24 protein-coding genes and 1 other annotated feature are annotated in these 24652 nt (G+C 36.9%); of the genes, 22 read left to right on the forward strand and 2 right to left on the reverse strand.

The annotated features are described in order from the left end of the window. The first annotated feature begins 30 nt into the window (after positions 1-30). From ACX9YW_RS03000 to ACX9YW_RS03105, 22 genes are all read left to right on the forward strand, one after another. Positions 31-1317, forward strand: a complete 1287-nt coding sequence (locus tag ACX9YW_RS03000; protein ID WP_460342318.1) for an NfeD family protein — start codon at positions 31-33, stop codon at positions 1315-1317. Positions 1318-1327: 10 nt separating this feature from the next. Next, positions 1328-2323 (forward strand): flotillin-like protein FloA, encoded by a 996-nt coding sequence (gene floA / locus ACX9YW_RS03005; protein WP_460341541.1) that lies wholly within the window; start codon positions 1328-1330, stop codon positions 2321-2323. 24 nt (positions 2324-2347) lie between these two features. Beyond that, positions 2348-2767: a YqfB family membrane protein gene (locus tag ACX9YW_RS03010; protein WP_460341544.1), complete on the forward strand. Its 420-nt coding sequence runs from the start codon at positions 2348-2350 to the stop codon at positions 2765-2767. A 56-nt stretch (positions 2768-2823) separates the two neighbouring features. Then, positions 2824-3108: a sporulation protein YqfC gene (gene yqfC / locus ACX9YW_RS03015; RefSeq protein ID WP_460341547.1), complete on the forward strand. Its 285-nt coding sequence runs from the start codon at positions 2824-2826 to the stop codon at positions 3106-3108. A 17-nt stretch (positions 3109-3125) separates the two neighbouring features. Further along, positions 3126-4319, forward strand: coding sequence for a sporulation protein YqfD (gene yqfD, locus ACX9YW_RS03020; RefSeq protein ID WP_460341550.1), 1194 nt, complete (start codon positions 3126-3128; stop codon positions 4317-4319). Then, positions 4316-5275, forward strand: coding sequence for a PhoH family protein (locus tag ACX9YW_RS03025; RefSeq protein ID WP_460341553.1), 960 nt, complete (start codon positions 4316-4318; stop codon positions 5273-5275). Before yqfD ends, ACX9YW_RS03025 begins: the two co-directional genes overlap by 4 nt. Before the next feature lie 141 nt (positions 5276-5416). Further along, a complete protein-coding gene (locus tag ACX9YW_RS03030; RefSeq protein ID WP_460341556.1) occupies positions 5417-7576 on the forward strand; it encodes an HD family phosphohydrolase in 2160 nt (719 codons plus the stop codon). After that, complete coding sequence (ybeY, locus tag ACX9YW_RS03035; RefSeq protein ID WP_460341559.1) at positions 7573-8043, forward strand: rRNA maturation RNase YbeY; 471 nt, start codon at positions 7573-7575, stop codon at positions 8041-8043. The genes ACX9YW_RS03030 and ybeY overlap by 4 nt, the downstream gene beginning before the upstream one ends. After that, entirely contained in the window at positions 8027-8407 is a 381-nt protein-coding gene (locus ACX9YW_RS03040; RefSeq protein ID WP_460341562.1) for a diacylglycerol kinase family protein, read from the forward strand. The genes ybeY and ACX9YW_RS03040 overlap by 17 nt, the downstream gene beginning before the upstream one ends. 244 nt (positions 8408-8651) lie before the next feature. Next, positions 8652-9566 carry a GTPase Era gene (era, locus tag ACX9YW_RS03045; RefSeq protein WP_460341565.1) on the forward strand — a complete coding sequence of 305 codons (915 nt, stop codon included), beginning with the start codon at positions 8652-8654 and terminating at the stop codon, positions 9564-9566. Between the two features lie 155 nt (positions 9567-9721). Next, positions 9722-9865 carry a YqzL family protein gene (locus ACX9YW_RS03050; RefSeq protein ID WP_460341568.1) on the forward strand — a complete coding sequence of 48 codons (144 nt, stop codon included), beginning with the start codon at positions 9722-9724 and terminating at the stop codon, positions 9863-9865. A gap of 20 nt (positions 9866-9885) precedes the next feature. After that, complete coding sequence (gene recO, locus ACX9YW_RS03055; protein ID WP_460341571.1) at positions 9886-10638, forward strand: DNA repair protein RecO; 753 nt, start codon at positions 9886-9888, stop codon at positions 10636-10638. A 94-nt stretch (positions 10639-10732) separates the two neighbouring features. Beyond that, positions 10733-10902: a binding site (T-box leader), on the forward strand. A gap of 59 nt (positions 10903-10961) precedes the next feature. Then, positions 10962-11852, forward strand: a complete 891-nt coding sequence (glyQ, locus tag ACX9YW_RS03060; protein WP_460341574.1) for a glycine--tRNA ligase subunit alpha — start codon at positions 10962-10964, stop codon at positions 11850-11852. Next, entirely contained in the window at positions 11845-13917 is a 2073-nt protein-coding gene (gene glyS / locus ACX9YW_RS03065; RefSeq protein WP_460341577.1) for a glycine--tRNA ligase subunit beta, read from the forward strand. The genes glyQ and glyS overlap by 8 nt, the downstream gene beginning before the upstream one ends. Positions 13918-14018: 101 nt before the next feature. Further along, the gene (ccpN, locus tag ACX9YW_RS03070) at positions 14019-14648 is read left to right on the forward strand and encodes a transcriptional regulator CcpN (RefSeq protein ID WP_460342321.1); all 630 of its coding nucleotides are present in this window, start codon (positions 14019-14021) and stop codon (positions 14646-14648) included. Positions 14649-14673: 25 nt separating this feature from the next. Then, positions 14674-15477 carry a pyruvate, water dikinase regulatory protein gene (locus ACX9YW_RS03075; RefSeq protein WP_460341580.1) on the forward strand — a complete coding sequence of 268 codons (804 nt, stop codon included), beginning with the start codon at positions 14674-14676 and terminating at the stop codon, positions 15475-15477. A 503-nt stretch (positions 15478-15980) separates the two neighbouring features. Continuing rightward, positions 15981-17792, forward strand: a complete 1812-nt coding sequence (gene dnaG, locus ACX9YW_RS03080; protein WP_460341583.1) for a DNA primase — start codon at positions 15981-15983, stop codon at positions 17790-17792. 40 nt (positions 17793-17832) lie between these two features. Further along, positions 17833-18966 carry an RNA polymerase sigma factor RpoD gene (rpoD, locus tag ACX9YW_RS03085; protein ID WP_460341586.1) on the forward strand — a complete coding sequence of 378 codons (1134 nt, stop codon included), beginning with the start codon at positions 17833-17835 and terminating at the stop codon, positions 18964-18966. Between the two features lie 326 nt (positions 18967-19292). Next, positions 19293-20432, forward strand: a complete 1140-nt coding sequence (locus ACX9YW_RS03090) for an acyl-CoA dehydrogenase family protein (protein ID WP_460341589.1) — start codon at positions 19293-19295, stop codon at positions 20430-20432. A gap of 125 nt (positions 20433-20557) precedes the next feature. Beyond that, positions 20558-20917 carry a cytochrome c550 gene (gene cccA, locus ACX9YW_RS03095; protein ID WP_460341592.1) on the forward strand — a complete coding sequence of 120 codons (360 nt, stop codon included), beginning with the start codon at positions 20558-20560 and terminating at the stop codon, positions 20915-20917. Positions 20918-20999: 82 nt separating this feature from the next. After that, on the forward strand, positions 21000-21710 hold the full coding sequence (locus ACX9YW_RS03100) for a tRNA (adenine(22)-N(1))-methyltransferase (protein WP_460341595.1): 711 nt from the start codon (positions 21000-21002) through the stop codon (positions 21708-21710). Then, positions 21707-22822, forward strand: coding sequence for a Nif3-like dinuclear metal center hexameric protein (locus tag ACX9YW_RS03105; protein ID WP_460341598.1), 1116 nt, complete (start codon positions 21707-21709; stop codon positions 22820-22822). Before ACX9YW_RS03100 ends, ACX9YW_RS03105 begins: the two co-directional genes overlap by 4 nt. 32 nt (positions 22823-22854) lie before the next feature. Here the strand turns inward: ACX9YW_RS03105 and ACX9YW_RS03110 are convergent, their stop codons facing one another. Next, on the reverse strand, positions 22855-23799 hold the full coding sequence (locus ACX9YW_RS03110; protein WP_460341602.1) for a 4-hydroxy-3-methylbut-2-enyl diphosphate reductase: 945 nt from the start codon (positions 23797-23799) through the stop codon (positions 22855-22857). Between the two features lie 120 nt (positions 23800-23919). Then, complete coding sequence (gene vrrA / locus ACX9YW_RS03115) at positions 23920-24621, reverse strand: VrrA/YqfQ family protein (RefSeq protein ID WP_460341605.1); 702 nt, start codon at positions 24619-24621, stop codon at positions 23920-23922. Positions 24622-24652: the final 31 nt, after the last annotated feature.

The following is a 24652-nucleotide window of genomic DNA, read 5'->3' on the forward strand; positions in this document are numbered from 1 at the left end:
GGGAAAAAACACTTTTTACTTTGTTTTCTGCTGATTCTTACCTTTTTTTCGTGGAAAATCCCCCTTGTATCGGCTCAATCTGAAAAAGTGGTATACATTGTCCCAATCGAGGATACCGTAGAAAAAGGTTTAAATGCTTTCTTAGAAAGAGCTGTAATGGAAGCTGAAGAGGCAAATGCAGCAGCTATTATTTTTGAAATAAATACCCCAGGTGGAGTAGTAGAAGCGGCAGCTGATATTGGTAAACTGTTAACTTCAACAAGAATTAAAACGGTTGCATTTGTAAATAACCACGCGTTATCAGCAGGAGCCTATATCGCTTTAAATACCGATGAAATTTATATGGTAAGAAGCGCTACAATGGGATCAGCAGCTATCATTAACCAACAGGGAAACACAGCCGGAAAAAAGGCAGAATCCTATTGGTTTGCAGCAATGGAGGGCGCTGCTATAAACAGTGGGAGAGATCCTATTTATGCTCGTGCGATGGCTGATGGAAGTGTCGAAATCCCTGAGTTAGGGATTACAAAGAATCAGCTGTTAACATTAACCGCCGACAAGGCGCTGGAAGTTGGCTATGCAGAGGGAATTGTTAAGAATCAAGATGAGTTATTGCATAAGCTTGGCCTCGATTCTGCCCAAATAAAAACTATTGATGAAAGCTTTGCTGAGAAATTAGCTCGCTTTCTTACTCATCCGGTTGTTATCCCAATCCTATTATCAATAGCTAGTTTAGGATTGGTTCTAGAATTATATTCCCCTGGATTTGGTGTACCCGGTTTTATGGGGCTAACGGCATTATTGCTCTTCTTTTATGGTCACCTAGTTGCTGGCTTAGCAGGTTATGAAGCGATTGTTTTATTTGCTATTGGAGTCATTCTGCTTATTGCCGAGCTATTTCTTCCTGGTGGAATTATCGGAGCATTTGGATTTGCCGCTGTGTTAGGCAGTTTCTTTTTAGCAAGTGAAAATGTTATATATATGGGAATATCTATATTAATCGCCCTCTTAGTTTCTATCATAGTTTCTATTTTCATGATAAAGGTGTTGGGTCGTAAAATGAGTATTTTTAAGAAAATAATCCTCACAGATTCCACGAATACAGAGCAGGGCTTTGTTTCAAATGTGAATCGGACTGATTTAATCGGAAAAACAGGTATTTCTATCACACAGCTTCGACCTGCAGGTAAGATATCAGTTGAAGAAGAAATTATCGATGTAGTCAGTGATGGGGCTTTTATTCAAAAAGATAAGCCCATTAAAGTAGTAAAAGTTGAGGGGTCAAGAATAGTAGTTCGAGAATTACACAATAAATAAGGAGGTTATCATGATTACACCTAGTTTTGCATTTGTTATTATTCTTGTTGTATTAGCAATAATTCTTATTTCAGTTTTATTTACGTTTGTGCCGGTGATGCTTTGGGTTTCTGCCCTAGCTGCTGGGGTAAGAGTGAGTATTTTTACGCTTGTTGGAATGAGACTGCGCCGGGTCACACCGAGTAGAGTCATTAATCCATTAATTAAGGCTCATAAAGCAGGTTTAGCAGTTGCTACCAATCATTTAGAAAGCCATTATTTAGCTGGTGGTAATGTTGACCGTGTTGTTAATGCACTCATTGCTGCACATCGTGCAAATATTGAATTGAGCTTTGAGCGTTGTGCCGCGATTGATTTGGCTGGACGTGATGTTTTAGAGGCTGTCCAAATGAGTGTTAATCCTAAAGTAATTGAAACTCCATTTATTGCTGGAGTAGCCATGAATGGGATTGAGGTAAAAGCCAAGGCTCGTATTACTGTTCGCGCAAATATCGAACGCTTGGTAGGGGGAGCTGGAGAAGAGACGATTGTTGCTCGTGTTGGTGAGGGGATCATTTCAACGATTGGTTCTTCTGAGGATCATAAAAAGGTACTAGAAAACCCTGATATGATTTCACAAACAGTTCTTGCCAAAGGCCTTGATGCTGGCACTGCCTTTGAAATCTTATCGATTGATATTGCTGATGTTGATATTGGTAAAAATATCGGCGCAGAATTACAGACTGAACAAGCAGAAGCAGATAAGAAAATTGCTCAAGCTAAAGCAGAAGAACGTCGGGCAATGGCTGTTGCTCAAGAGCAAGAAATGAAGGCGCGTGTCGAAGAAATGCGTGCTAAGGTAGTTGAAGCGGAGGCAACAGTACCTCTGGCAATGGCCGAAGCACTGAAGTCAGGAAATATCGGAGTAATGGATTATATGAACATCCAAAATATTTCCGCTGATACCGATATGAGGGGATCAATTGGCAAGATGTCAGGAGACAAAAAAGATGGGCCTATAAAGTAATACTAATTGAAGGAGGGGAGTCGATTGGAATTTCTTTTTGACAACCCGATTATTTTAATTGTCATTATTGGGATGATTGTGTCTTATGTAAAAAGACTTAAAGGCAACCCTAATGGAGAACAATCAACCAAAGAAAAAGCAGACTGGAAAAAGTTATTTGATTTACCGGAAATCACTAAAGTGGATTTACCTAAAAATGAAGGTAAGATTATTCAGCCAGAGGTACTAACGAGAGATAATCTTGAGTTAACGAAACCTCCCTCGAAAAGTGAACCAAACTCGGACATTACTAGTAGGGAAATAGTAAATATGATTGCTGAAGGGGAAATAAAGGATGAAATCGGTTTAACTCCAAATAAGCAGCAACTCATAAATGGTATTGTTTGGTCTGAAATTCTAGGCCCACCAAGAGCCCGAAAAACACATTCCAAAGCTAGAAGATAATGTTCTAGAATCCCCTTTTATCTCATACAAATGAGATGAAAGGGGGTTCTTTTTTTATGGCAAAAAGCTTCCGACTGAAGGTCCGAAAATGGATGACCGAAAAAATGGATCTTCCTCAAGATGTCATGATGGATTTACCCCGATTAACAATGATTGGGCAAATCCATATTTATATAGAGAATCACCGTGGCTTATTAGCCTTTTCAGAACAGGAGCTACGTTTATTACTAAAACAAGGTCAACTTCTAGTGAAGGGAAAAGGCTTTGTTATTAAAACGATCTTACCCGAAGAAATCCTCCTTGAAGGAAAAATAGATCAAGTTATCTATATCAATGAATAGAACCCGGGGGCGTAAATATGAAGAATCTTTGGATAGAATTTTATTCTGGAATTGTTACCGTCAAAGTTACAGGGAAGGGAATTGAAAGGTTCATCAATACCCTTACCAAGGGCGGTTTAATTATTTGGAATGTTAGAAGAAGTGGTCCTGAAGCAATTATTTTTAAAATGAAGCTAGCCGATGTTCACGAACTAAGAAAATATCGAAGAAGAACGGGCTGCAAAGTGAAATTTTTGCAAAGAAACGGAGCGCCTTTTCTTCTGAAAAGGCTTTTCCAAAACGGTGGTTTTTTAGCAGGTGCCTTAGGGTTTATGATTGTTTTACTGATATTATCCAATATGGTTTGGGGTATTGAAATTAAGGGGGCCAAGCCTGCTACGGAACATCAAATTCGTAAAGCCCTTACCGAAATGGGAATTAAAGTTGGAAAACTTCAGTTTTATATGGAAGATGTTGAGAGTATTCAACGAAATTTAACAAATCAAATCGAGGAACTAACTTGGGTTGGTGTCGAGTTAAAAGGGACAACCTTTCATTTTGAAGTAGTGGAGAAGACTCAACCTGAGAAACTCATTACGTTAAGCCCTCGTAACTTAGTGGCCAAAAAGAAAGCGATTATTGTTGATATGTTTGTTGAAAAAGGACAACCAAAAGTCAAGTTACATGACCATGTTATTCCAGGTCAGCTGCTTGTATCTGGGGCAATCGGCAGAGAAGATTCTCCGCAACTCGTTCCCGCAAAAGGTGAAATTTTAGGAGAAACTTGGTATAAAACAAAAGTGAATTTACCATTGAAGAAAACATTTTTTGTGTTTAATGGACAAGAGAAGCAAAAACATTTTATTAGTTTTGGTAAAATGGCGATCCCCGTATGGGGGTTAGGGAAAATCCCGTTTACAGAATATGAGCTAGAACGATATGAGAAAAAAGTCCGTTTCTTAAAATGGGAAATTCCAATCTCCTACATTCATGATACTTACAGGGAACGTGAGAAAGTTACGATCGAATACACAAAAGAAGAGGCAATTCAAAATGCAAAGAATTTAGCGAGAGAGGATATAAAAAGGCATATTTCTGAAGATGCTAAAATTAAAGGAGAAAAAATTTTACATCAAGCATTTGAGAATGGTAAAGTTAAATTAATACTCCATTATCAAGTTATCGAAGACATTACAAAAGCTCAACCCATTACTCAAGGAGACTCAGAATGACAGAAGAAATTAAAACGATGGATCTACAACTGGATAATCCAGATGAGGCACTAAATCTGTTCGGGAATTCCGATACCCATCTAAAATTAATTGAACAGGAACTGGCCGTTTCTGTTATAACTAGGGGAGAATCGGTGATTGTTTCCGGATCACCTTTAAAGGTTGAATTAGTTGGAAAAATCTTAGACAAGCTTCTTTATTTGATTCGTAAAGGAATTACGATTAGTGGCAGAGAAGTGATTTATGCGATTCAACTAGCTAATAAAGGAACATTGGATTATTTTACTGAAATTTATGAGGAAGAGATTACCAAAAATGCTAAAGGTAAGTCGATTCGGGTCAAAACAATTGGTCAGCGCCAATATATTTCGGCTATCAGAAAAAATGATTTAGTGTTTGGTATTGGTCCTGCCGGCACAGGAAAAACCTATTTAGCTGTTGTAATGGCCGTAAATGCTTTAAAAAATGGATCTGTAAAAAGGATTATTTTAACAAGGCCAGCAGTTGAAGCAGGAGAAAGTTTAGGTTTTTTACCGGGAGATTTAAAAGAAAAAGTAGACCCGTATTTAAGACCACTTTATGATGCTTTGCACGATATTCTTGGTACAGAGCATACGGCAAGATTAATGGAACGTGGGACGATTGAAATCGCTCCTTTAGCCTATATGCGGGGCCGAACTCTTGATGATGCTTTTGTTATTTTAGATGAAGCGCAGAATACTACTCATGCACAAATGAAGATGTTTTTAACTAGACTTGGGTTTGGCTCGAAGATGGTTATTACAGGAGATAAAACTCAGGTCGACTTACCAAAAGGCGCTAAATCAGGTTTAATTGAAGCAGCAGCTATTTTAGAAGGTGTAAAAGGAATATCTTTTGTATATCTTGAAGAAAGCGATGTCGTTCGCCATCCATTGGTAGGTAGAATTATTTCGGCGTACAGTCAAAAGGAATAATAAACAATTACTAGCCTTATTGTGATTTTAAGGCTAGTTTTTTATTTTTAATGAAAATTTCCTTGAAAACTGTTAGTATTTACATAATACATGAATGAACGCTTATCTGGTCTTCTTGTACCATGATAGGAGGGAAATAAGATGGAGAAATTACAAAAACATTTTGGTAAAGTAAGAAATTTATTGGCAATTTCCTTTTTTCGTGTTCTTTTGTATTTAGTTTTAGGGTCTGTTTTATATGCTGTGATGTACAGCAATGTTAGACCAGAAAAATTAGAAGTGAATAAACTGGAAGTGGCAAAACAAACTGTTCTATCACCAATAACAGTAGAGGACAAAGAGGCTACTGAGCGAAAGCAAAAGGAAGCGCTAGCAGAAGTTAAGGATGTATATACTCTTAACCCCGAAATTGCCCAAAATCGAATTGATCTAACTACATCAATATTCCATTCGGCTATTGAGGTTATTGAAGAGGCAGCAGAATTAGAGGCGAATAATGAGTCGAATCTATCTAGTTCTTCTACACAAAGTCTTTCAACTAGAGTGGGAAGCTTGAAAGAAAAATTAACTGAAAATGAAACAAAAGAACTTTCCGAGCAAACCTTTGTTGCTTTAGTTCAGGCGAAGAAAACTGATCTTAAGATTGCTAAGGATTTGACGATTACTGCAATAAATGAAGTAATGAGTAAAAAAATCTCGGCAAGCATGGTTGAAAACGCAAAGAAGCAACTAGAAGAGCAACTTAGATATTCAGGATTAAATAGTAGCTTGAGATTCGCTTCGATTGAAATAGGTCGATATGCAGTCACTCAGAATGAGTTCTTTGACCAAGAAGCTACAGAAAGATTGCGTCAACAAACGATTGAAAATGTTGAACCAGTTCGCATTCTTCAAGGACAAATTATTGTCGAGCAAGGTAAATTTGTTGACCGGGATATATATAGGCAATTAATGCTGGTCGGAAAATTAGGCAGTGAAAAGGCTATTCAGCCTTTTATCGGATTAACTTTAATCATTTTAATCATGCTAGTTTCCATCTATTTTTATCTTAATGAATTGCGAATATCAGAAGAGATGAAACAGTCCAACCTATTACTCTTTGGTATTATTTTTATTTTAGCAATTGTCTTTATGAAAGTTGTAAGTCTGTTCCAACAATTTGATTATGCGGAAATCGGTTATGTTTATCCAGCTGCATTCGGAGCACTACTAATCAAAATCCTTATTGATGAGAAATTATCCATTTTGTTTACCCTGATTATGGCGGTATGTGGTAGCATTATTTTTAATCAAGAAGTTACCGGAACCTTAAATATTACCGTAGGAATTTATATATTATGCAGTGGGATTGCGGGTATACTATTGCTTAGCGGACAAAATCATCGGACAAAAATTTTAAAAGCCGGAGTTTTTGTTTCATTTGTTAATTTAATTGTTATTTTAGCATTAATGTTTTTGCAAAATGGAAAATATAGTGGATTAGATTACGGTCTTTATGTTATAGTGGCGCTTGTTTCAGGAATCAGTTCCTCTGTTTTAACAATAGGGCTATTACCTTTTTTTGAAGCAAGTTTTGGCATATTGTCAACGATGCGTTTAATTGAATTATCGAACCCAAATCATCCGCTCATTCGCAAAATATTAACAGAAGCCCCGGGTACCTATCACCATAGTGTAATGGTCGCGAATTTGTCGGAGGCTGCCTGCGAGGCAATTGGGGCTAATGGCCTTTTAGCGCGAGTAGGGTGTTATTATCACGATATTGGAAAAACAAAACGTCCACATTTTTTTATTGAAAATCAAATGAATATCACAAATCCGCATGATAAATTACCACCACAAACGAGTGTTAATATCATTGTGGCACATGCTTCAGATGGTGCTGAAATGCTAAGGAAACATCGAATGCCAAAGGAAATTATTGATATTGCCGAACAACATCACGGAACGAGTTTGTTAAAGTTTTTTTATCATAAAGCAATGAAAAGTGGCATGGAAGCAAAAGAGGAAGATTATCGCTATCCAGGGCCAAGAGCGCAGACGAAAGAAGCAGCAATTGTAGGAATTGCTGACAGTGTAGAAGCTGCCGTCCGTTCGATGTCCCACCCTTCTGCAGAACAAATCGAAACGCTTGTTAAAAATATTATTGCTGATAGACTTTCCGATGGGCAACTGAATGAATGTGATTTAACCCTTAAAGAGCTTGATACGGTCGCACATTCTTTATGTGAAACATTAAATGGGATTTTCCATTCTCGGATTGAATATCCTGAATTTACAAAGAAGGTGAACGAAACATGACTTTAGTAATTGATTCAATTGATGAAACCAATTCATTAGATCAAACCGAGATCATTCAAATCGAAAATATTTTAGCGTTTGCCGCAAAAAAACAAAACGTGGAATCGGGCAGTGAAATTTCGATTACGTTTGTTACAAACGAAAAAATACAAGAGATTAATCGAGATTACCGTCAGAAAGATCATCCTACAGATGTGATATCTTTTGCTATGGAAGAGTTAGGTGAAGGCGAAATCGAATTTGAATTTGAGGATCAACCTAGAATTTTAGGGGATATCATTATTTCAATCCCGAAAGCAAAAGAACAGGCAGACGAATATGGGCATTCCTTTATGCGAGAATTAGGCTTTTTAGCTGTTCATGGTTTTTTGCATTTACTAGGGTTTGATCATGAAACAGAAGAGGAAGAAAAGGTAATGTTTTCTCTGCAAAGGGAAATCCTAGAAGATTATGGACTTAAACGATAAGAAACGTCAATATAAATATGTCGAAACGTTTAGATTTGCGTTGGAAGGGATTCACAATGCATTTATTCAAGAAAAAAACTTTCGGTTTCATATTGTATTTTCAATAATTGTCATTTTATTAAGCTTTGTGCTTTCTATATCAAAAACTGAATGGATGTTTATCCTCATTTGTATTGGTGGAATGGTTATACTGGAATTGATTAATACGGCGATTGAAAGAATAGTGGATTTAGTAACTAGCGATTACCATCCTCTTGCGAAACAAGCAAAGGATATTGCAGCTGGTGCAGTACTTATTTTCGCCTGTTTATCGGTAATAATTGGATTAATTATTTTTATTCCAAAGCTTTTATCGTTTTTTTGAGACTTTCCTTTTAGGGTAGTCTCTATTTTTTTGTTAGTTTGAAAAATAATGTTACATTCGTTAAAATGACATAAATAACATTAATATCATATAATGTTTAGAAAATTCAATTTTTTATATTACGTTTTTGCAACAATTAATGAAAATATAAATGAAATGAGGTAAAATAAAGAAACAATCTATATCACGATATACTGTATAGAACTAAGCAAATTCGTACTAGTGATCTTAACTGGAGGAACTAATGAAAAGTCATAGCAATCAATATAAGTCAGGTTTTATTTCGATTATCGGGCGGCCCAATGTCGGAAAATCTACATTTCTCAATCGTGTCATTGGTCAAAAAATTGCCATTATGAGTGATAAACCGCAAACAACTCGGAATAAGGTTCAAGGGGTATTAACAACTTCGGATGCGCAACTTGTTTTCATCGACACGCCTGGAATCCATAAGCCAAAGCATAAATTAGGCGACTTTATGATGAAGGTAGCAACGAATACGTTAAAAGGTGTCGATTTAATTCTTTTTATGGTAAACGCTGAAGAGGGGTTTGGTCGTGGTGAAGAATTTATTATCGAAAAATTTCAGACAGTTGAGACGCCAATTTTTTTAATCATAAATAAAATAGACAAAATCCATCCAGATGAACTGTTTACTGTTATTGAATCATATAAGGAAAAATACTCTTTTAAGGAAATTGTCCCTATATCAGCTTTAGAAGGAAATAATGTGGACCATTTGCTTGAAATAATCAAAAAGTATTTACCAGAGGGTCCACAATACTATCCTGCTGACCAGGTGACAGACCACCCTGAAAGATTCATCGTCTCAGAACTGATTCGAGAAAAGGCATTACATCTGACACGTGAAGAAATCCCCCATTCGTTAGCAGTAGTGATTGACAAAATGGAACGTCGTGAGGACAAAGATCTCATACATGTCATGGCAACAGTGATTGTAGAAAGGGATTCCCAAAAAGGGATTATTATTGGTAAACAAGGCAGTATGTTAAAGGAAATTGGCAAGCTCGCCCGCATCGATATTGAAAACCTTCTTGGATCTAAAGTGTTTTTAGAGCTATGGGTAAAAGTACAAAAGGACTGGCGGAATAAGCAATCCCAGCTGCGAGATTATGGTTTCCGTGAAGATGAATATTAGCACATACCTTTAAACCATATTATCGATTATTGAAGATTATGCATTGGTGACATTAGTAATATTTTCGTATCATGAATTTTTCTAAGTTTGGCAATGATAAATTTAAGGGTTTGGGATTTACAGCGCTAGTCAAAAATTGAAAGGTGGGGTTTTCGATGTTAGATTTTACCTGGAAGGTCTTTTCACAAACAGGTAATATTGACACTTATCTAATCTTTAAAGAGTTAGAGAAGGAAAAGCAAGAAATACCCAGAAATTCGGACGAAGAGCTAGCAGAGGTTGATTTTCCCATCTCATAACCATTGGATGGTGAAGCTAGATGCTTCAAAAATGTGAAGGCATCGTTATTAGGACGGCCGATTACGGAGAGACAAATAAGATTGTAACTTTATATACCCGCGAATGGGGAAAAATCGGAGTGATGGCACGTGGCGCTAAAAAGCCAAATAGTCGATTGGCTGCCATCACTCAGCTTTTTTCTTACGGTTATTTTCTAATCCAAAAAGGAAGCGGATTAGGGAACCTACAGCAGGGAGAACTAATTTCTACTTTTCGAGGAGTTCGCGAGGATATTATTATTACTGCTTATGCCAGTTACATATTAGAATTAGCTGATAAATGTACGGATGAAAAAAAAATAAATCCGTATTTTTTTGAGCTATTGTATCAAACGTTAAACTATTTAAATGAGGAATATGACCCTGATATAATGATTCATATTTTTGAAATGAAAATGTTAAATTCCCTTGGTCTATATCCAAATTTAAATGGTTGTGCTATTTGTGGTCAAACGGATGGACATTTTAGCTTTTCCATTCGTGAAAATGGCTTTATCTGCCACCGATGTTTAGAAAAAGATCCCTACCATTTTAAAATTTCAATTGCCACCTTAAAACTGCTAAGAATTTTTTATTATTTAGATCTTTCTAGGTTAGGGACGATTTCGGTAAAAGAAGACACAAAAAAAGAATTAAAAACGGTGATCGATGCCTATTATGAGGAATACTCAGGATTGCATTTAAAATCGAAACGGTTTCTTAATCAAATGGGACAATTTCGTAATAAACTTTAAGCTAAGCCTAGCTCTGTAAACAACAAAGTTTACGAAAAGAGTCTAATGGAATGTTGACATTGAAGTTATTTTTAATATAATATCTTACATATGAATAGTTGCAACGAAGGAGAGTAGTACTTGATTTCCTCTATAAAAGCGAACCTAGGTTGGTGCGAGCTAGGGTATAGAGCATTAAGGAAGGCGTTCTGGAGCAGCATTTAAAGAAAGTGACTACTATTAGTAGTAATTAGGGTGGAACCGCGGGTAACTCTCGTCCCTATGCTTAAGGCATAAGGCACGGGAGTTTTTTTGTTGTTTATTTTACTGGAGGTGTTTTATTAATGAATATCCAAAACATGATTTTAACATTACAAAAGCATTGGTCTGATCAAGGTTGCATTCTGATGCAGGCATATGATGTGGAAAAAGGGGCAGGTACGATGAGCCCGTACACATTCCTTCGTGCCATTGGACCTGAGCCTTGGAATGTGGCCTATGTGGAGCCTTCCCGTCGACCAGCTGATGGTAGATACGGGGAAAACCCAAATCGCCTTTATCAACATCACCAATTTCAAGTCATCATGAAGCCGTCACCTGATAATATTCAGGAACTTTATCTTGATTCATTAAGGGCTCTAGGAATTAATCCATTGGAGCATGACATTCGGTTTGTAGAAGATAATTGGGAGAATCCTTCTTTAGGTTGTGCAGGTCTAGGATGGGAAGTTTGGTTAGATGGTATGGAAATCACACAGTTTACGTATTTCCAACAAGTAGGTGGGCTTGAATGTAAACCAGTTTCTGTTGAAATTACTTACGGAATTGAAAGACTAGCATCCTATATTCAAGACAAGGAAAATGTGTTTGAATTAGAATGGACAAATGGATTTACTGTCAGAGATATTTTTTTACAGCCCGAATATGAGCATTCCAAATATACATTTGAAACATCCAATATTGAGATGCTTTTTAATCTTTTTTCGATTTATGAACAAGAGGCCCATAAGCAAATGGAAAATGGGCTGGTTCATCCTGCTTATGATTATGTTTTAAAATGTTCCCATGTATTTAATCTTTTGGATGCACGCGGAGCCATTTCGGTAACTGAAAGAACTGGCTATATCGGGCGTTGCCGTAATTTGGCACGTAAAGTGGCTAAAACTTTTTATGAAGAGCGAGAAAAACTAGGATTTCCAATCTTAAAGAGAGAGGAGACAGATCATCATGAATAAACGTGATGTATTGCTTGAAATTGGTTTAGAAGAAATGCCGGCGCGCTTTATTACGGATACGATTCGACAATTAGAGGAAAAAGTGAGCGCATGGTTAGAGGAAAATAAAATTGGTTATCAATATATTCACCGCTATTCTACACCACGACGTTTAGCCTTGTTGATTGAAGGGATTAGTGAGGAGCAAGAGGATATTCATGAGGAAGCAAAAGGGCCAGCTAAAAAAATAGCCCAAGCCGAAAATGGCGAATGGAGCAAGGCAGCAATTGGTTTTACTAAAGGTCAGGGTGCTGCGGTTGAAGATATTTATTTTAAAGAAATTAATGGAATCGAATATGCTCATGTCCAAAAGTTTATCAAGGGTAAAGAGACAAAAGAACTTTTACCACATTTAAAACAAGTGGTGACAGATTTATATTTTCCAAAGAACATGCGTTGGGCAGACCAAGAGCTAAAATATGTTCGCCCTATCAAGTGGTTGGTTGCCTTATTTGGAAATGAAATCATCCCCTTTAATATTGCTAATGTTGAAACAGACCGTTTCTCTTTTGGACATCGTTTTCTTGGAGAACGAATTACGATTAATCAACCAAATGAATACGTTCAGACATTATTAAGTCAGTTTGTGATTGTAAATGCCGAGGAAAGAAAAAAGGCAATAATCTCACAAATTGATAACTTAATGGATGAAAATGGCTGGGTTATTCCGATGGATGAGGAATTACTAGAAGAAGTTAATAATCTTGTCGAATACCCTACCGTTTTATTTGGTAAATTTGAAGAATCTTTTTTAGAGATCCCTGAGCAGGTATTAATTACTTCTATGAAAGAACATCAGCGTTACTTCCCGGTTAAATCAAAAGAGGGCGAGCTTTTACCTTTCTTTGTAACTGTACGAAACGGCGACCATATGCATTTGGACACGGTTGCAAAAGGAAATGAGAAAGTATTAAGAGCAAGACTCTCCGATGCAGCATTTTTTTATAAGGAAGATCAAAAACTAGACATTGCTGATTGCTTAAAGAAATTAACATCAATTGTTTACCATGAAGAAATTGGAACATTGTCCGAAAAGAACGATAGAGTACAAGCGTTTGCTAATGAAATCTCCAATCTAGTTCATGCTACTGCAGATGAGCAAAAAGCAGTTAACCGAGCTGCTGAGATTTGTAAATTTGATTTAGTGACCAACATGGTTTATGAATTTCCGGAGTTACAAGGGCAAATGGGAGAAAAATACGCCCTACAAAAAGGTGAGGTTGCGGCAGTTGCAACGGCTATTAATGAACATTATATGCCGCGAAACTCAGAGGACAGCACCCCAAGTAGTAATGTGGGGGCAATTTTAGCCATCGCTGATAAACTCGATACCATCACCTCTTTTTTTGCGATTGGCAAAATTCCTAGCGGTTCACAGGACCCATATGCGTTAAGACGTCAGGCAACAGGGGTTATTCAAATTTTATTGGATAAAAAGTGGAGCATTGCCTTTGAGGAATTACTTGAAATCTCCTTGCAGCTTACCGAAAAGGCAGGATTCCAAAAGAAATCTGTTGAAGACATTAAAGTGGAGTTACTTTCTTTCTTTAAGTTAAGATTGAAGCATTTATTGCAAGAGAAAGGAATTCGTTACGATATTATTGATGCTGTTTTAGGAAATCGCATTGCTAATGTTACATCCCTTGTTAATAAAGCTCAGTTATTAGAAACGAATAAAGCAACCGATCATTTCAAAGAAGATATCGAGTCATTGAGCAGGGTATTGAACATTACTGGGAAACTCGAAAAACCAGCTGAAATAAACAAGGATTTATTCGAAAATGAGCATGAAGTAAGCTTATATCAGAAAATTATTGATCTTGAAGGCTCTTTATCCGAATCTATAACTGACGATCAATATTTTGAGTTATTAGTTTCATTAAAGCCAGCTATCAACGCTTATTTCGATCACACTATGGTTATGGTTGAAAACGAAGAGCTCAAAACCAACCGCCTGAGCCTGCTTGCCAAACTCGCAAGATTCATCCTAAACTTTGCAAAAGTAAATGAAATTATTGTGAAATAATCAAAAGTGTCTGCCATATGCGTGGCAGACTGTTTTTCTTTTTGTTTTAAAAGTATATAATAGAGTCATATGAATTTTTGGGAGATTTGTGTTGGGTGGTGATGACAATCGAATTAACTAAACGGCAAGAGATAATCTTGCAGATTGTAAAGGATAATGGACCAATTACTGGAGAACAAATTGCCGAACAATTAAACTTAACTAGAGCGACATTAAGACCCGATTTAGCGATTTTAACTATGGCAGGGTATTTGGATGCTAGGCCAAGGGTCGGGTATTTTTATACAGGTAAATCCGGAACACAGTTATTGACTGAAAATTTACAGAAACTTTATGTGAAGGATTTCCAATCGATTCCGGTAGTAGTAAATGAAAATATCTCTGTTTATGATGCCATTTGTACAATGTTCTTAGAGGATGTTGGAACACTATTTGTAGTTGACCAAACATCCAAACTGGTGGGGGTATTATCACGGAAGGATTTGTTACGGGCAAGCTTAGGAAAACAGGACTTAACGACTATTCCAGTGCATATTATTATGACTCGGATGCCCAACATAACGATGTGTAAAAAAGAGGATTTATTAATAGATGCAGCTCAAAAATTAATCGAAAAGCAAATTGATGCATTGCCGATTGTGAAGGAAACAGAAAAAGGCTATGAGGTTATTGGAAGAATTACGAAAACGAATATTACAAAAGCCTTTTTGTCCCTTGCTCAGGACCAATGACGTTAAAGAGAGGAGTAAATAAAATTTGAATACCGTTATTTATGTCGTCTCTGATTCAGTTGGTGAAACGGCTGAATTAGTTACAAAAGCCGCGATAAGTCAATTTAATAATGCTAATTTTATATTAAAACGCTTTCCTTATGTTGAAGATAACGAAAATATTGACGAGGTTATCTCGCTTGCCAAATTCGATAAAGGAATGTTAGCTTTTACACTAGTTAAACCGGAAATGAGAGAATACATAAAAGAAAAGTCTCTTGAAGCTGGGGTATATGCTTGTGATTTAATCGGGCCGTTAATGGATAAAATTCATGAGTTAACTGGAGAAACTCCGCTACTTGAGCCCGGTTTAGTGAGGAAGCTTGATGAAGATTATTTTAAAAAGGTTGAGGCGATCGAATTTGCCGTCCAATATGACGATGGGCGGGACCCTAGGGGAATTCTAAAGGCTGATATTGTTTTGATTGGTGTTTCGAGGACTTCAAAAACGCCATTATCACAATATCTGGCACATAAACGATTAAAAGTGGCAAATGTGCCACTAGTTCCCGAGGTTGACCCTCCTGAAGAACTATTTTTGGTTCCTAAGGAAAAATGTTTTGGTTTACAGATTAGCCCTGAAAAATTAAATGATATTCGTAAAGAACGGCTGAAATCACTTGGCTTAAACGACCAAGCAAGCTATGCCAATCTCGAAAGAATCAAACAAGAAATAAATTATTTTAACAAAATTGTTGAACGAATTGGCTGTCAAGTTATAGAAGTTACGAATAAAGCAGTTGAGGAAACCGCTAATGCGATTCTACACCACTATAAGCTTGGAAAGTAAATAATATTCATCATACTGACACATTCATAAATATGAAGATGTGTCAGTTTTTTTAATAAAAATTTCAATCAAATTTATAGAAATTCTTATATTTATATACTATAATTAAAAATTGTGATAAAAAAAGCATATAAATAGGTTTAGACTTGGATTGGAACGAATAAACTATTTATTGTTAGATGTCAAGGTGTGTAAAACAAAAAAATTCGACAATTTGTTATAAATGTGAAAATTCTCCTTCTAAAGAAGGAAATTGTGGAGTGATGTAGAATAACTACTATTACAAACCAAATCTCGACAATTTTTGTTGATGGGGATGACTGAAAAGCTACCGACCTATACATAATGGAACACCAACTTGATATTGAGGTCCGCCACAGATATTAGTTTGGCAGGTATGGTGTGTGGAGGACAGGAAACGCTTTGTGAATAGGTTAACAAAAAAAATGTCGAATTTTGAAGGAATTTTAAAATGAATCACGAATTATAATGGGGTTGCTCTCATGTCAGAAAGAATTGCCGAGGAAAAAATTAATCAAATTCGAGCGTCTGTCGATATTGTCGAAGTCGTTGGTGAATACGTCCAATTGAAAAAACAAGGACGGAACTATTTTGGTTTATGCCCATTCCATGGTGAAAACTCTCCTTCTTTTTCTGTTTCACCAGACAAACAAATCTTCCATTGCTTTGGTTGCGGGGCTGGTGGCAACGTTTTTTCTTTTTTAATGGATATCGAAGGACATTCATTTGTTGAAGCAGCTATAAAATTAGCTGGAAAAGCGAATATCGATTTAGAGATTGATCTCGCTAATTTGAACCCAGAACATAATGTCCCAAATGATGTGAAACAGATGCTTGATGCCCATGAGTTATTATGTAAATTTTATCATCATTTGTTGGTTAATACAAAAGAGGGACAGCATGCGTTAGAGTACCTTTTAGAACGAGGTTTTACCCTAGAATCCATTAAAAAGTTCCAAATCGGTTATTCCTTAAATTCATGGGATTTTGTTTCGAAGCTGCTTATAAAGAGAAACTTCCCGACTCAAGTATTGGTAGATTCAGGTCTTATTATTAAACGGGAAAGCGATGGCAGTTATTTTGACCGTTTTAGGGACCGAATTATGTTTCCGATATTTGATAAAAAAGGTAATACGATTGCTTTCTCAGGAAGAAGTTTAGGGCAAGAACAGCCAAAATATTTAAATAGTCCTGAAACGGTAATCTTTAATAAAAGTAAAATTTTATATAATTATCATTTAGCAAAAGCAAGTATTCGCAAAGGAAGTCACGCAATATTATTTGAAGGATTCGCTGACGTCATCTCTGCTGATCGTTCCGAAGTACCTAACGGTTTAGCTACTATGGGAACTTCTCTAACAGAGGATCATGTCTTAACATTAAAAAAAGTGGCGGAGACTGTTACCATTTGTTACGATTCCGATTTTGCCGGAATAGAGGCAGCCTTTCGGGCAGGTAAGATGCTTATGGGAGCTGGTATCCATGTGAAAGTTGCAATGGTTCCAAATGGCTTAGATCCTGATGATTATATTAAGCAAAATGGAACAGAAAGGTTTCGTAATGAAGTAATAAGTGCCCCTATCACATGGATGTCATTTAAGATTCTTTACTTTCGGAGAGGAAAAAATCTTCAGATTGAAGGAGATCGTTTACTTTATATCGAAGAAATAGTAAAGGAAATCGCAACTCTCAACAACGCTGTTGAAATCGATCATTATTTAAGACAGCTAGCCAATGAATTTTCCATTTCCTATGAGGCATTAAAGCAGCAATTAGAATCAGTTGCCAATCAGCAATCGAAGCACAAGAAGTTTGAAAGGCAACCAAAAAGAGAACCAACCCCAGTTGTTGTTTCCGGAAGAGGTTTACTTCCTGCCTATCAAACAGCAGAACGCAGATTAATTGCTCATATGTTAAGAAATATGGATATCACCTATAAGGTAAAGGAATTATTAAATGGAACAACCTTTAATGTCGACGAGCATCAAGCGATTTTTACCTATTTGCTAGGGTATTACGAAGAAGGGAATTTACCTGATTCCAGTTCATTTTTAAACTATATTAAGGATGAAAAATTAAAACGCATTGTTGCTGAAATCGATATGATGTCTATTTCCATTGAAATAAGTCCAGAAGAGTTAAATGATTATTTAAAACAGGTGTTTAATTTTCCTAAAATGTTAATGATAAAGGAAAAGAATGCAGAAAAAAAAGAAGCAGAAAAACAAAAAGATTATACCAGGGCAGCAATCATTGCTTTAGAAATTATTAATTTAGAAAAAGCAATGAAATAAAATAAATTGTATATGAGTGATTTTGGAAGGAGGGGGCCATATGACTGAAAAATCAGCCCAATCAAAAGAGGTTGAAACAGAAATGTCCCTTGATCAAATAAAAGACCAATTAACAGCTATAGGTAAAAAAACAGGTGTGCTTGCATACGATGATATTGCCGAAAAACTGTCAACATTTGAAATGGATCAACACCAAATGGATGAATTTTATGAGTTTTTAGGTGATCAAGGGATTGAGTTAGTTGGAGACAGTGACGATGAGGACGAAGAAGCTCCAAATATTCATCAGTTAGCAAAAGACGAAGATGAATTTGATTTAAATGATTTAAGCGTTCCTCCTGGGGTGAAAATTAATGACCCAGTAAGAATGTATTTAAAAGAAATTGGTCGTGTAGACCTTCTTTCAGCTGAAGAAGAAATCTCTCTAGCTGAACGGATTGAACAGGGTGATGAAGAAGCAAAACGGCGTCTGGCAGAGGCGAATCTGCGATTAGTTGTAAGTATCGCAAAACGTTATGTTGGTCGCGGAATGCTCTTTTTAGATTTAATTCAAGAAGGAAATATGGGTCTTATTAAAGCTGTTGAAAAATTTGACTACCGTAAAGGCTTTAAGTTTAGTACTTATGCAACTTGGTGGATTCGCCAAGCGATAACTCGCGCTATTGCCGATCAAGCTAGAACGATTCGTATCCCAGTTCATATGGTTGAAACGATAAATAAATTAATTCGAGTCCAAAGACAATTATTACAGGACCTTGGTCGAGAGCCGTCCCCTGAAGAAATTGCTGAGGATATGGATTTAACTCCTGATAAGGTCCGTGAAATCTTAAAAATAGCTCAAGAACCGGTTTCTTTAGAAACACCGATAGGTGAAGAAGACGATTCACATCTTGGTGATTTCATTGAAGATCAAGATGCAACATCACCTTCTGAACATGCTGCATATGAGTTATTAAAAGAACAGTTAGAAGATGTTCTTGATACGTTAACCGACCGTGAAGAAAATGTTTTACGTCTACGATTTGGATTAGATGATGGACGCACTCGTACTCTCGAAGAGGTTGGTAAGGTATTTGGTGTAACTAGAGAGCGTATTCGTCAGATTGAAGCCAAGGCGTTACGGAAACTTCGCCATCCAAGTAGAAGTAAACGACTTAAGGATTTCTTAGAATAAAGTATCAAAGGAATAGTTTACCTCTTTTAAGAGGTAGGCTATTTTTTTTACTTCCGTGATTCATCGTTTGAAATTATTTTACTGAATTCTCTTTTATATTGCAAATTGCCTTTCGAAAATAATTTGTTAGCGACAAATTAATTGTTTTTTTACAAAAGGGTTGGATGAGCGATTAAGACGGATGAGAGTTTTCAATTCATCTAATTTATTATTTTCGGATAATAATAAATTTTTAAAAGTTTTTTAATCTTGAGAATTTTATTCATTCCCACTTATAATAGTTAAGTAAGCGCATACAAAGATAAGTTTTTATGAGGGGGATGGACATGAATTTTGATTTAACGAGTGAACAAGACATGATTCGCAAAATGATAAGGGAATTTGCAGATGAAGAAGTCGCACCAGGTGCTTATGAGCGTGACAAAACAAAGGAATTCCCAATTGATATTTTCAAGAAACTATCACAAATGGGGGTTATGGGCTTACCTTTTCCGGAACAATTTGGTGGAGGTGGAGCGGATACAGTCAGCTTTGCCATTGTAGTAGAAGAATTAAGTAGGGCTTGTGGTTCGACAGGGATAACGTACTCAGCCCATATTTCTTTAGGTGGCGCACCGATTAATATGTTTGGGACTAAAGAGCAAAAGGAAAGATACTTGACACCAATTTGTACGGGGGAATCGTTTGGTGCATTTGGTCTCACTGAACCAAATGCCGGGTCTGATGCGGGTGGAACACAAACAGCAGCGATTGAAAAAGATGGTGAATTCATTATTAACGGCAGCAAGTGCTTTATCACGAATGCAAGCTATGCAAAACATCTCGCTCTTACTGCTATAACGAATCAACATAATGGCGAAAAGGAAATTAGTGCGATTATTGTTCCAACCGATGCTAAAGGATTTAAAATTATTGATAATTATGAAAAAATGGGCCTAAATGCTTCAAACACAACTGAACTTGTTTTTGAGGATGTCCATGTACCAACTGAGAACCTTTTAGGGAGAAAAGGGGAAGGTTTTAAGCAGTTCTTAGTTACTCTTGATGGCGGAAGAATCGGAATTGGAGCAATGGCGGTCGGAATTGCTCAAGCCGCTTATGAAAAAGCCCTTCAATATGCAAAAGAAAGAAAGCAATTTGGTCGTTCGCTTTCACAATTTCAAGCGATTCAATTTAAGTTGGCTGATATGGCATTAAAAATAGAATTAGCTAGAAATATGGTTTATAAAGCTGCTTGGTTAAAAGACCAAGGACGTAAATTTTCAAAGGAAGCTTCCATGTGTAAACTATATGCCTCAGAAATTTGTATGGAAGTAACAAGTCAAGCCGTACAAATCCATGGAGGCTATGGCTATATGAAGGATTACCATGTAGAAAGATTTATGCGGGATGCCAAGCTATTGGAAATAGGCGAAGGAACTTCCGAGGTACAACGCATTGTTATTTCCAGAGAAATTGGTTGTTAAAATAAAATTTCTATGTTTTCTAATATAAAATGATTATAAACACTTCCCCTCTATCTGTTTTTAAAGTAAAATAGAAATTGTTTGTACACAATAATAGTAATGTTCTACATAGGGGGTAAAATGTCATGAATCGAAATCCAATTGTACCATTTATTGTAATTATGGTTTTTGGAATTGGGCTTATGTTTCTTCTTTCCTTTAAAGGCTTAGGAGATTCAAAAGAAATCGCTAAAGAGGCTGAAGGTGGAAAAGAACCAAAAACTGAGGTTGCTGCAAATCCGGAAGACATTTATAAGCAAACTTGTGCAGGCTGCCACGGTAACTCATATGAAGGATCAATGGGACCTGCCCTAAAAGGAACAGGCTTATCAAAAGATGAGGTTGCTGATATTTTACAAAATGGTTTACCTGGTGGAATGCCTAAAGGTCTTGTTCAAGGCGAACAGCTTGATGCAATGGCTGAATTTATAGCAAACCTAAAATAGCAGTATAAGAAAGTTCTTTGCAATGGCAAAGAACTTTTTTTATACTTACATAAGAAAAGCATTAAAGATTGGTGTGGTATATTTGAATACTGAAAAATTATCTGCAAGGCTTTCGCTTGTAGCAGATTATATCCCAAAGGGCTCGAGAATTGCAGATATTGGCTCCGACCATGCATATTTGCCATGTTATCTTGTAAAAAAAGGATTAGTTCCCTTTGCTATTGCGGGTGAAGTGGTGGAAGGACCCTTTCAATCCGCCAAAAGGCAGGTAATGGAAGATGGCTTATCGGAGTATGTTTCTGTTCGGAAGGGAAATGGTTTAGAGGTCGTTTCTGTCGGAGAAGTGGATTGCATAACAATTGCCGGAATGGGTGGGACATTAATTTCAACCATTTTGGAAGCTGGCAAAGAGAAGTTATCTTCTGTAGCAAGATTAATTCTCCAACCGAATATTAGCGCAATTTCAATTCGTCAATGGTTGATGGAAAATGACTGGGAACTTATCGGTGAGGAAATAATTGAAGAAGATCAGAAGATTTATGAAGTATTGATAGCTGAAAAAGGGGAACCCAATCGCCCTTACACATCTGGATTACAAACAGGTTTATTAATGGGACCATTTCTTATAGAAAAAAAATCAGATGTATTTATAAAAAAATGGGTAGAGGAAAAACGGAACTGGGAAAGAATTTTAAGACAATTAACGGATGCTTTTCAATCTGATGATATCCGAAAAAAGAAGGAAGAACTTGAAACTAAAATCAAAATGGTCGAGGAGGTCCTTAATACTTGAAAACAGTAAACGGTTATGAAATTATTCAGGTTTTTGAAAGCTTCTCTCCTAAAAATTTGGCAATGGAAGGGGATAAAGTAGGCTTACAAATTGGCAACCTTAGCCGCAAGGTCGAAAATGTCATGATTGCCTTAGATGTTTTAGAAGAGGTCGTGGATGAGGCAATTGCCAAAAATGTTCAATTAATTATTGCCCATCATCCGTTAATATTTCGACCACTCACGAGAATCACATCGGATGATTATAATGGTCGATTAATCGAGAAGTTAATCAAGCATGATATTGCAGTTTATGCGGCACATACGAATCTCGATGTAGCAAAGGGAGGCGTAAACGATTTATTAGCAGAAGCGCTTGGTTTATCTCATTCCGAAATACTTTTCCCAACTGTTACAACCAAGTTGAAAAAATTAGTCACCTTTGTTCCAAAAAGTCATGATGAGGCTGTAAGAGAGGCAATTGGTAAAGCGGGAGCAGGGGCAATTGGCGATTATGACTACTGCTCGTTTAGTACTAGCGGGATGGGAAGATTTTTGCCTGGGAGGGGTGCAGATCCTTTTATTGGAAAACCTGGAAAGTTTGAAGAAGTCGAAGAAATTAAAATTGAATCGATTTTCCCTGAATATCTTGAAAAAAAGGTCATCAGTGCTTTAATAAAGGCGCATCCATATGAAGAGCCAGCTTATGATTTAATAAGTCTGGACAATAAAGGAGAAACTCTTGGGTTAGGTAGAGTAGGAATGGTATCAGAAATGACATTAAAGGAGTTTGCTGAAAAAGTAAAGCAAGCCCTAGATGTCAAAACTGTTCGTGTTGTGGGACCGTTAGATGCAAAAATAAAAAAAGTTGCAGTGCTTGGAGGAGATGGAAATAAATATTTCCAATCAGCCAAATTTAAAGGGGCTGATGTGTTTGTGACCGGAGATTTTTATTACCATACCGCTCATGACGCTGCTGCCCAAGGACTTCACATAATCGATCCAGGGCATAATGTTGAAAAGGTCATGAAAAAAGGAGTAGCTATTAAGTTATCACAATTATTCAACGAAAAGGGATATGCGATAAAAATATTTTCTTCCGAAATTCATACAGACCCATTTCAATTTGTATAGACTAAAAAAACCAGGTGGCTTACCTGGTTTTTTTAGTCTATACTCTTAACTTTTGGTAAAATTTTTGCCAATGGCACCTTTTTCTCCCTCGCCCAGGTTGAACTATTATATGGATCAAATTGTTCAATAAAGGAGATTACTTCTTTTGTAATCGGTGTTGGTGTTGAAGCGCCGCTTGTCACTGCAACGGTTTTCGCATCCTTAATCCAATCTATTTCTAGCTCCGAAATATCAGCAATCCGGTAAGCCTTTGTTCCGGCAATTTCTTCGGAAACTTGTGCCAGACGGTTGGAGTTATTACTTTTAGGGTCACCGACAACAATGGTTACGTCTGCTTGTGTTGCTTGCTTGGCAACCGCTTCTTGACGAACTTGTGTAGCATTACAAATTTCTTTATGAACCTCGACATGGGGATATTTCTCCTGTACTTTTTCCATCACATGGAAAACATCCCATTGACTCATCGTTGTTTGATTTGTAACAATTAATTTATCGTGTGTTACATTTAATTTCTCCACATCTTGAATCGTTTCGACAAGAAAAACTTGATCTGGAGCAATCCCAACGGCACCTTCTGGTTCAGGATGGCCTTTTTTGCCGATATAAATAACTTTAAATCCATCGCTCACCTTTTCTTCAATTAAATCATGAGTTTTGGTTACATCAGGACAGGTAGCATCAATGGTAACTAATCCCTTTTGCTTCGCTATTTCACGTACTTCAGGTGAGATACCATGAGCCGTAAAAATAACGGTCCCTTTATCGACTTTTTCAATAATTTCTTTCCGATTCGATCCATCTAAAGTGATTATACCTTCTTGTTCAAACGCATCAGTGACATGTTTGTTATGAACAATCATTCCTAGTATATAAATAGGTCTTGGTAAAGATTTATCCAATGAAGCATTTCGAGCAATAACCATTGCATCGACAACCCCATAACAATATCCTCGTGGAGAAATTTTAATAACTTCCATGTTTCGTCCTCCCTTTTAGGTGACTCTTTATCTACTTCTTTATTATATAAAACCTGTTGCTAGATTACAAAGGAAGTTGTCATCTTAGTTTGGGAAAAGAAAATATTAAAGAGAACGTGATCAAATAAATAACTTTGGTACGGAACGTCTACTCTCATTACTTAAGGAACGTGTATTTGTCTGATGATGCTTCTTGTTAATGTCTTTATTTGAATCCTCAAGAATAATTGGATTTACCTCCATCGATTCGATATCCTCATCTGATTCACTTGCAGTTGTTTCTTCGGTTTCTTCACCCGAGCTATCACTTGAGCTGTCCTTTAACCCGCGGTAAAGCTTCCAAAGACTTGGTATGTTTCTAACAAGTGGACCATATTGTTGAATCATAGGACCAAACTGCTGAGCCGTCTTTAAGACGGTTTGCGTATTGTTTAAAAAGCCATTTAACATTTCTGGGTTTGCTAATGACTGGAGTATTCCTCCGCCTCCGCCACTACTTGAGACTCCTCTGCTGAGTGCAGAAAGACCTCCACCTCCACTTGAAGCACCTCTATTGAATAATGGAATTCCTCCTCCAGGACCGCCTTGCTGTCTTCCACGCCCTAATATTTTTGAAAGAATCCCGCCACCTTGATTTCCAGCGTTTCGATTCATCCCTGGAGCGGGCATCATTGGTCGATTCATCCTTGGACCTTGCATAGGCATTGGTGGTGCTTGGTTATAACCTCCTCCAAATGGCGGTCCAGGATTATACCTGTTCTGCATCATCCTCGGTGGATAACCACCTTGCATCGCCTGCCCTGGTCTTAATGGTATTGGCATAATTAAATCCTCCATTCAAAATAAAACTCTT

Source organism: Pseudoneobacillus rhizolycopersici (genome assembly GCF_054786815.1).

What these genes read in the sequence shown, in the direction of transcription:
- floA (WP_460341541.1), top strand. Translation starts at nt 1,328, where the DNA reads ATGATTACACCTAGTTTTGCATTTGTTATTATTCTTGTTGTATTAGCA.
- yqfC (WP_460341547.1), top strand. Translation starts at nt 2,824, where the DNA reads ATGGCAAAAAGCTTCCGACTGAAGGTCCGAAAATGGATGACCGAAAAA.
- yqfD (WP_460341550.1), top strand. Translation starts at nt 3,126, where the DNA reads ATGAAGAATCTTTGGATAGAATTTTATTCTGGAATTGTTACCGTCAAA.
- ACX9YW_RS03025 (WP_460341553.1), top strand. Translation starts at nt 4,316, where the DNA reads ATGACAGAAGAAATTAAAACGATGGATCTACAACTGGATAATCCAGAT.
- ACX9YW_RS03030 (WP_460341556.1), top strand. Translation starts at nt 5,417, where the DNA reads ATGGAGAAATTACAAAAACATTTTGGTAAAGTAAGAAATTTATTGGCA.
- ybeY (WP_460341559.1), top strand. Translation starts at nt 7,573, where the DNA reads ATGACTTTAGTAATTGATTCAATTGATGAAACCAATTCATTAGATCAA.
- ACX9YW_RS03040 (WP_460341562.1), top strand. Translation starts at nt 8,027, where the DNA reads ATGGACTTAAACGATAAGAAACGTCAATATAAATATGTCGAAACGTTT.
- era (WP_460341565.1), top strand. Translation starts at nt 8,652, where the DNA reads ATGAAAAGTCATAGCAATCAATATAAGTCAGGTTTTATTTCGATTATC.
- ACX9YW_RS03050 (WP_460341568.1), top strand. Translation starts at nt 9,722, where the DNA reads ATGTTAGATTTTACCTGGAAGGTCTTTTCACAAACAGGTAATATTGAC.
- recO (WP_460341571.1), top strand. Translation starts at nt 9,886, where the DNA reads ATGCTTCAAAAATGTGAAGGCATCGTTATTAGGACGGCCGATTACGGA.
- glyQ (WP_460341574.1), top strand. Translation starts at nt 10,962, where the DNA reads ATGAATATCCAAAACATGATTTTAACATTACAAAAGCATTGGTCTGAT.
- glyS (WP_460341577.1), top strand. Translation starts at nt 11,845, where the DNA reads ATGAATAAACGTGATGTATTGCTTGAAATTGGTTTAGAAGAAATGCCG.
- ccpN (WP_460342321.1), top strand. Translation starts at nt 14,019, where the DNA reads ATGACAATCGAATTAACTAAACGGCAAGAGATAATCTTGCAGATTGTA.
- dnaG (WP_460341583.1), top strand. Translation starts at nt 15,981, where the DNA reads ATGTCAGAAAGAATTGCCGAGGAAAAAATTAATCAAATTCGAGCGTCT.
- rpoD (WP_460341586.1), top strand. Translation starts at nt 17,833, where the DNA reads ATGACTGAAAAATCAGCCCAATCAAAAGAGGTTGAAACAGAAATGTCC.
- ACX9YW_RS03090 (WP_460341589.1), top strand. Translation starts at nt 19,293, where the DNA reads ATGAATTTTGATTTAACGAGTGAACAAGACATGATTCGCAAAATGATA.
- cccA (WP_460341592.1), top strand. Translation starts at nt 20,558, where the DNA reads ATGAATCGAAATCCAATTGTACCATTTATTGTAATTATGGTTTTTGGA.
- ACX9YW_RS03110 (WP_460341602.1), bottom strand. Translation starts at nt 23,799, where the DNA reads ATGGAAGTTATTAAAATTTCTCCACGAGGATATTGTTATGGGGTTGTC.
- vrrA (WP_460341605.1), bottom strand. Translation starts at nt 24,621, where the DNA reads ATGCCAATACCATTAAGACCAGGGCAGGCGATGCAAGGTGGTTATCCA.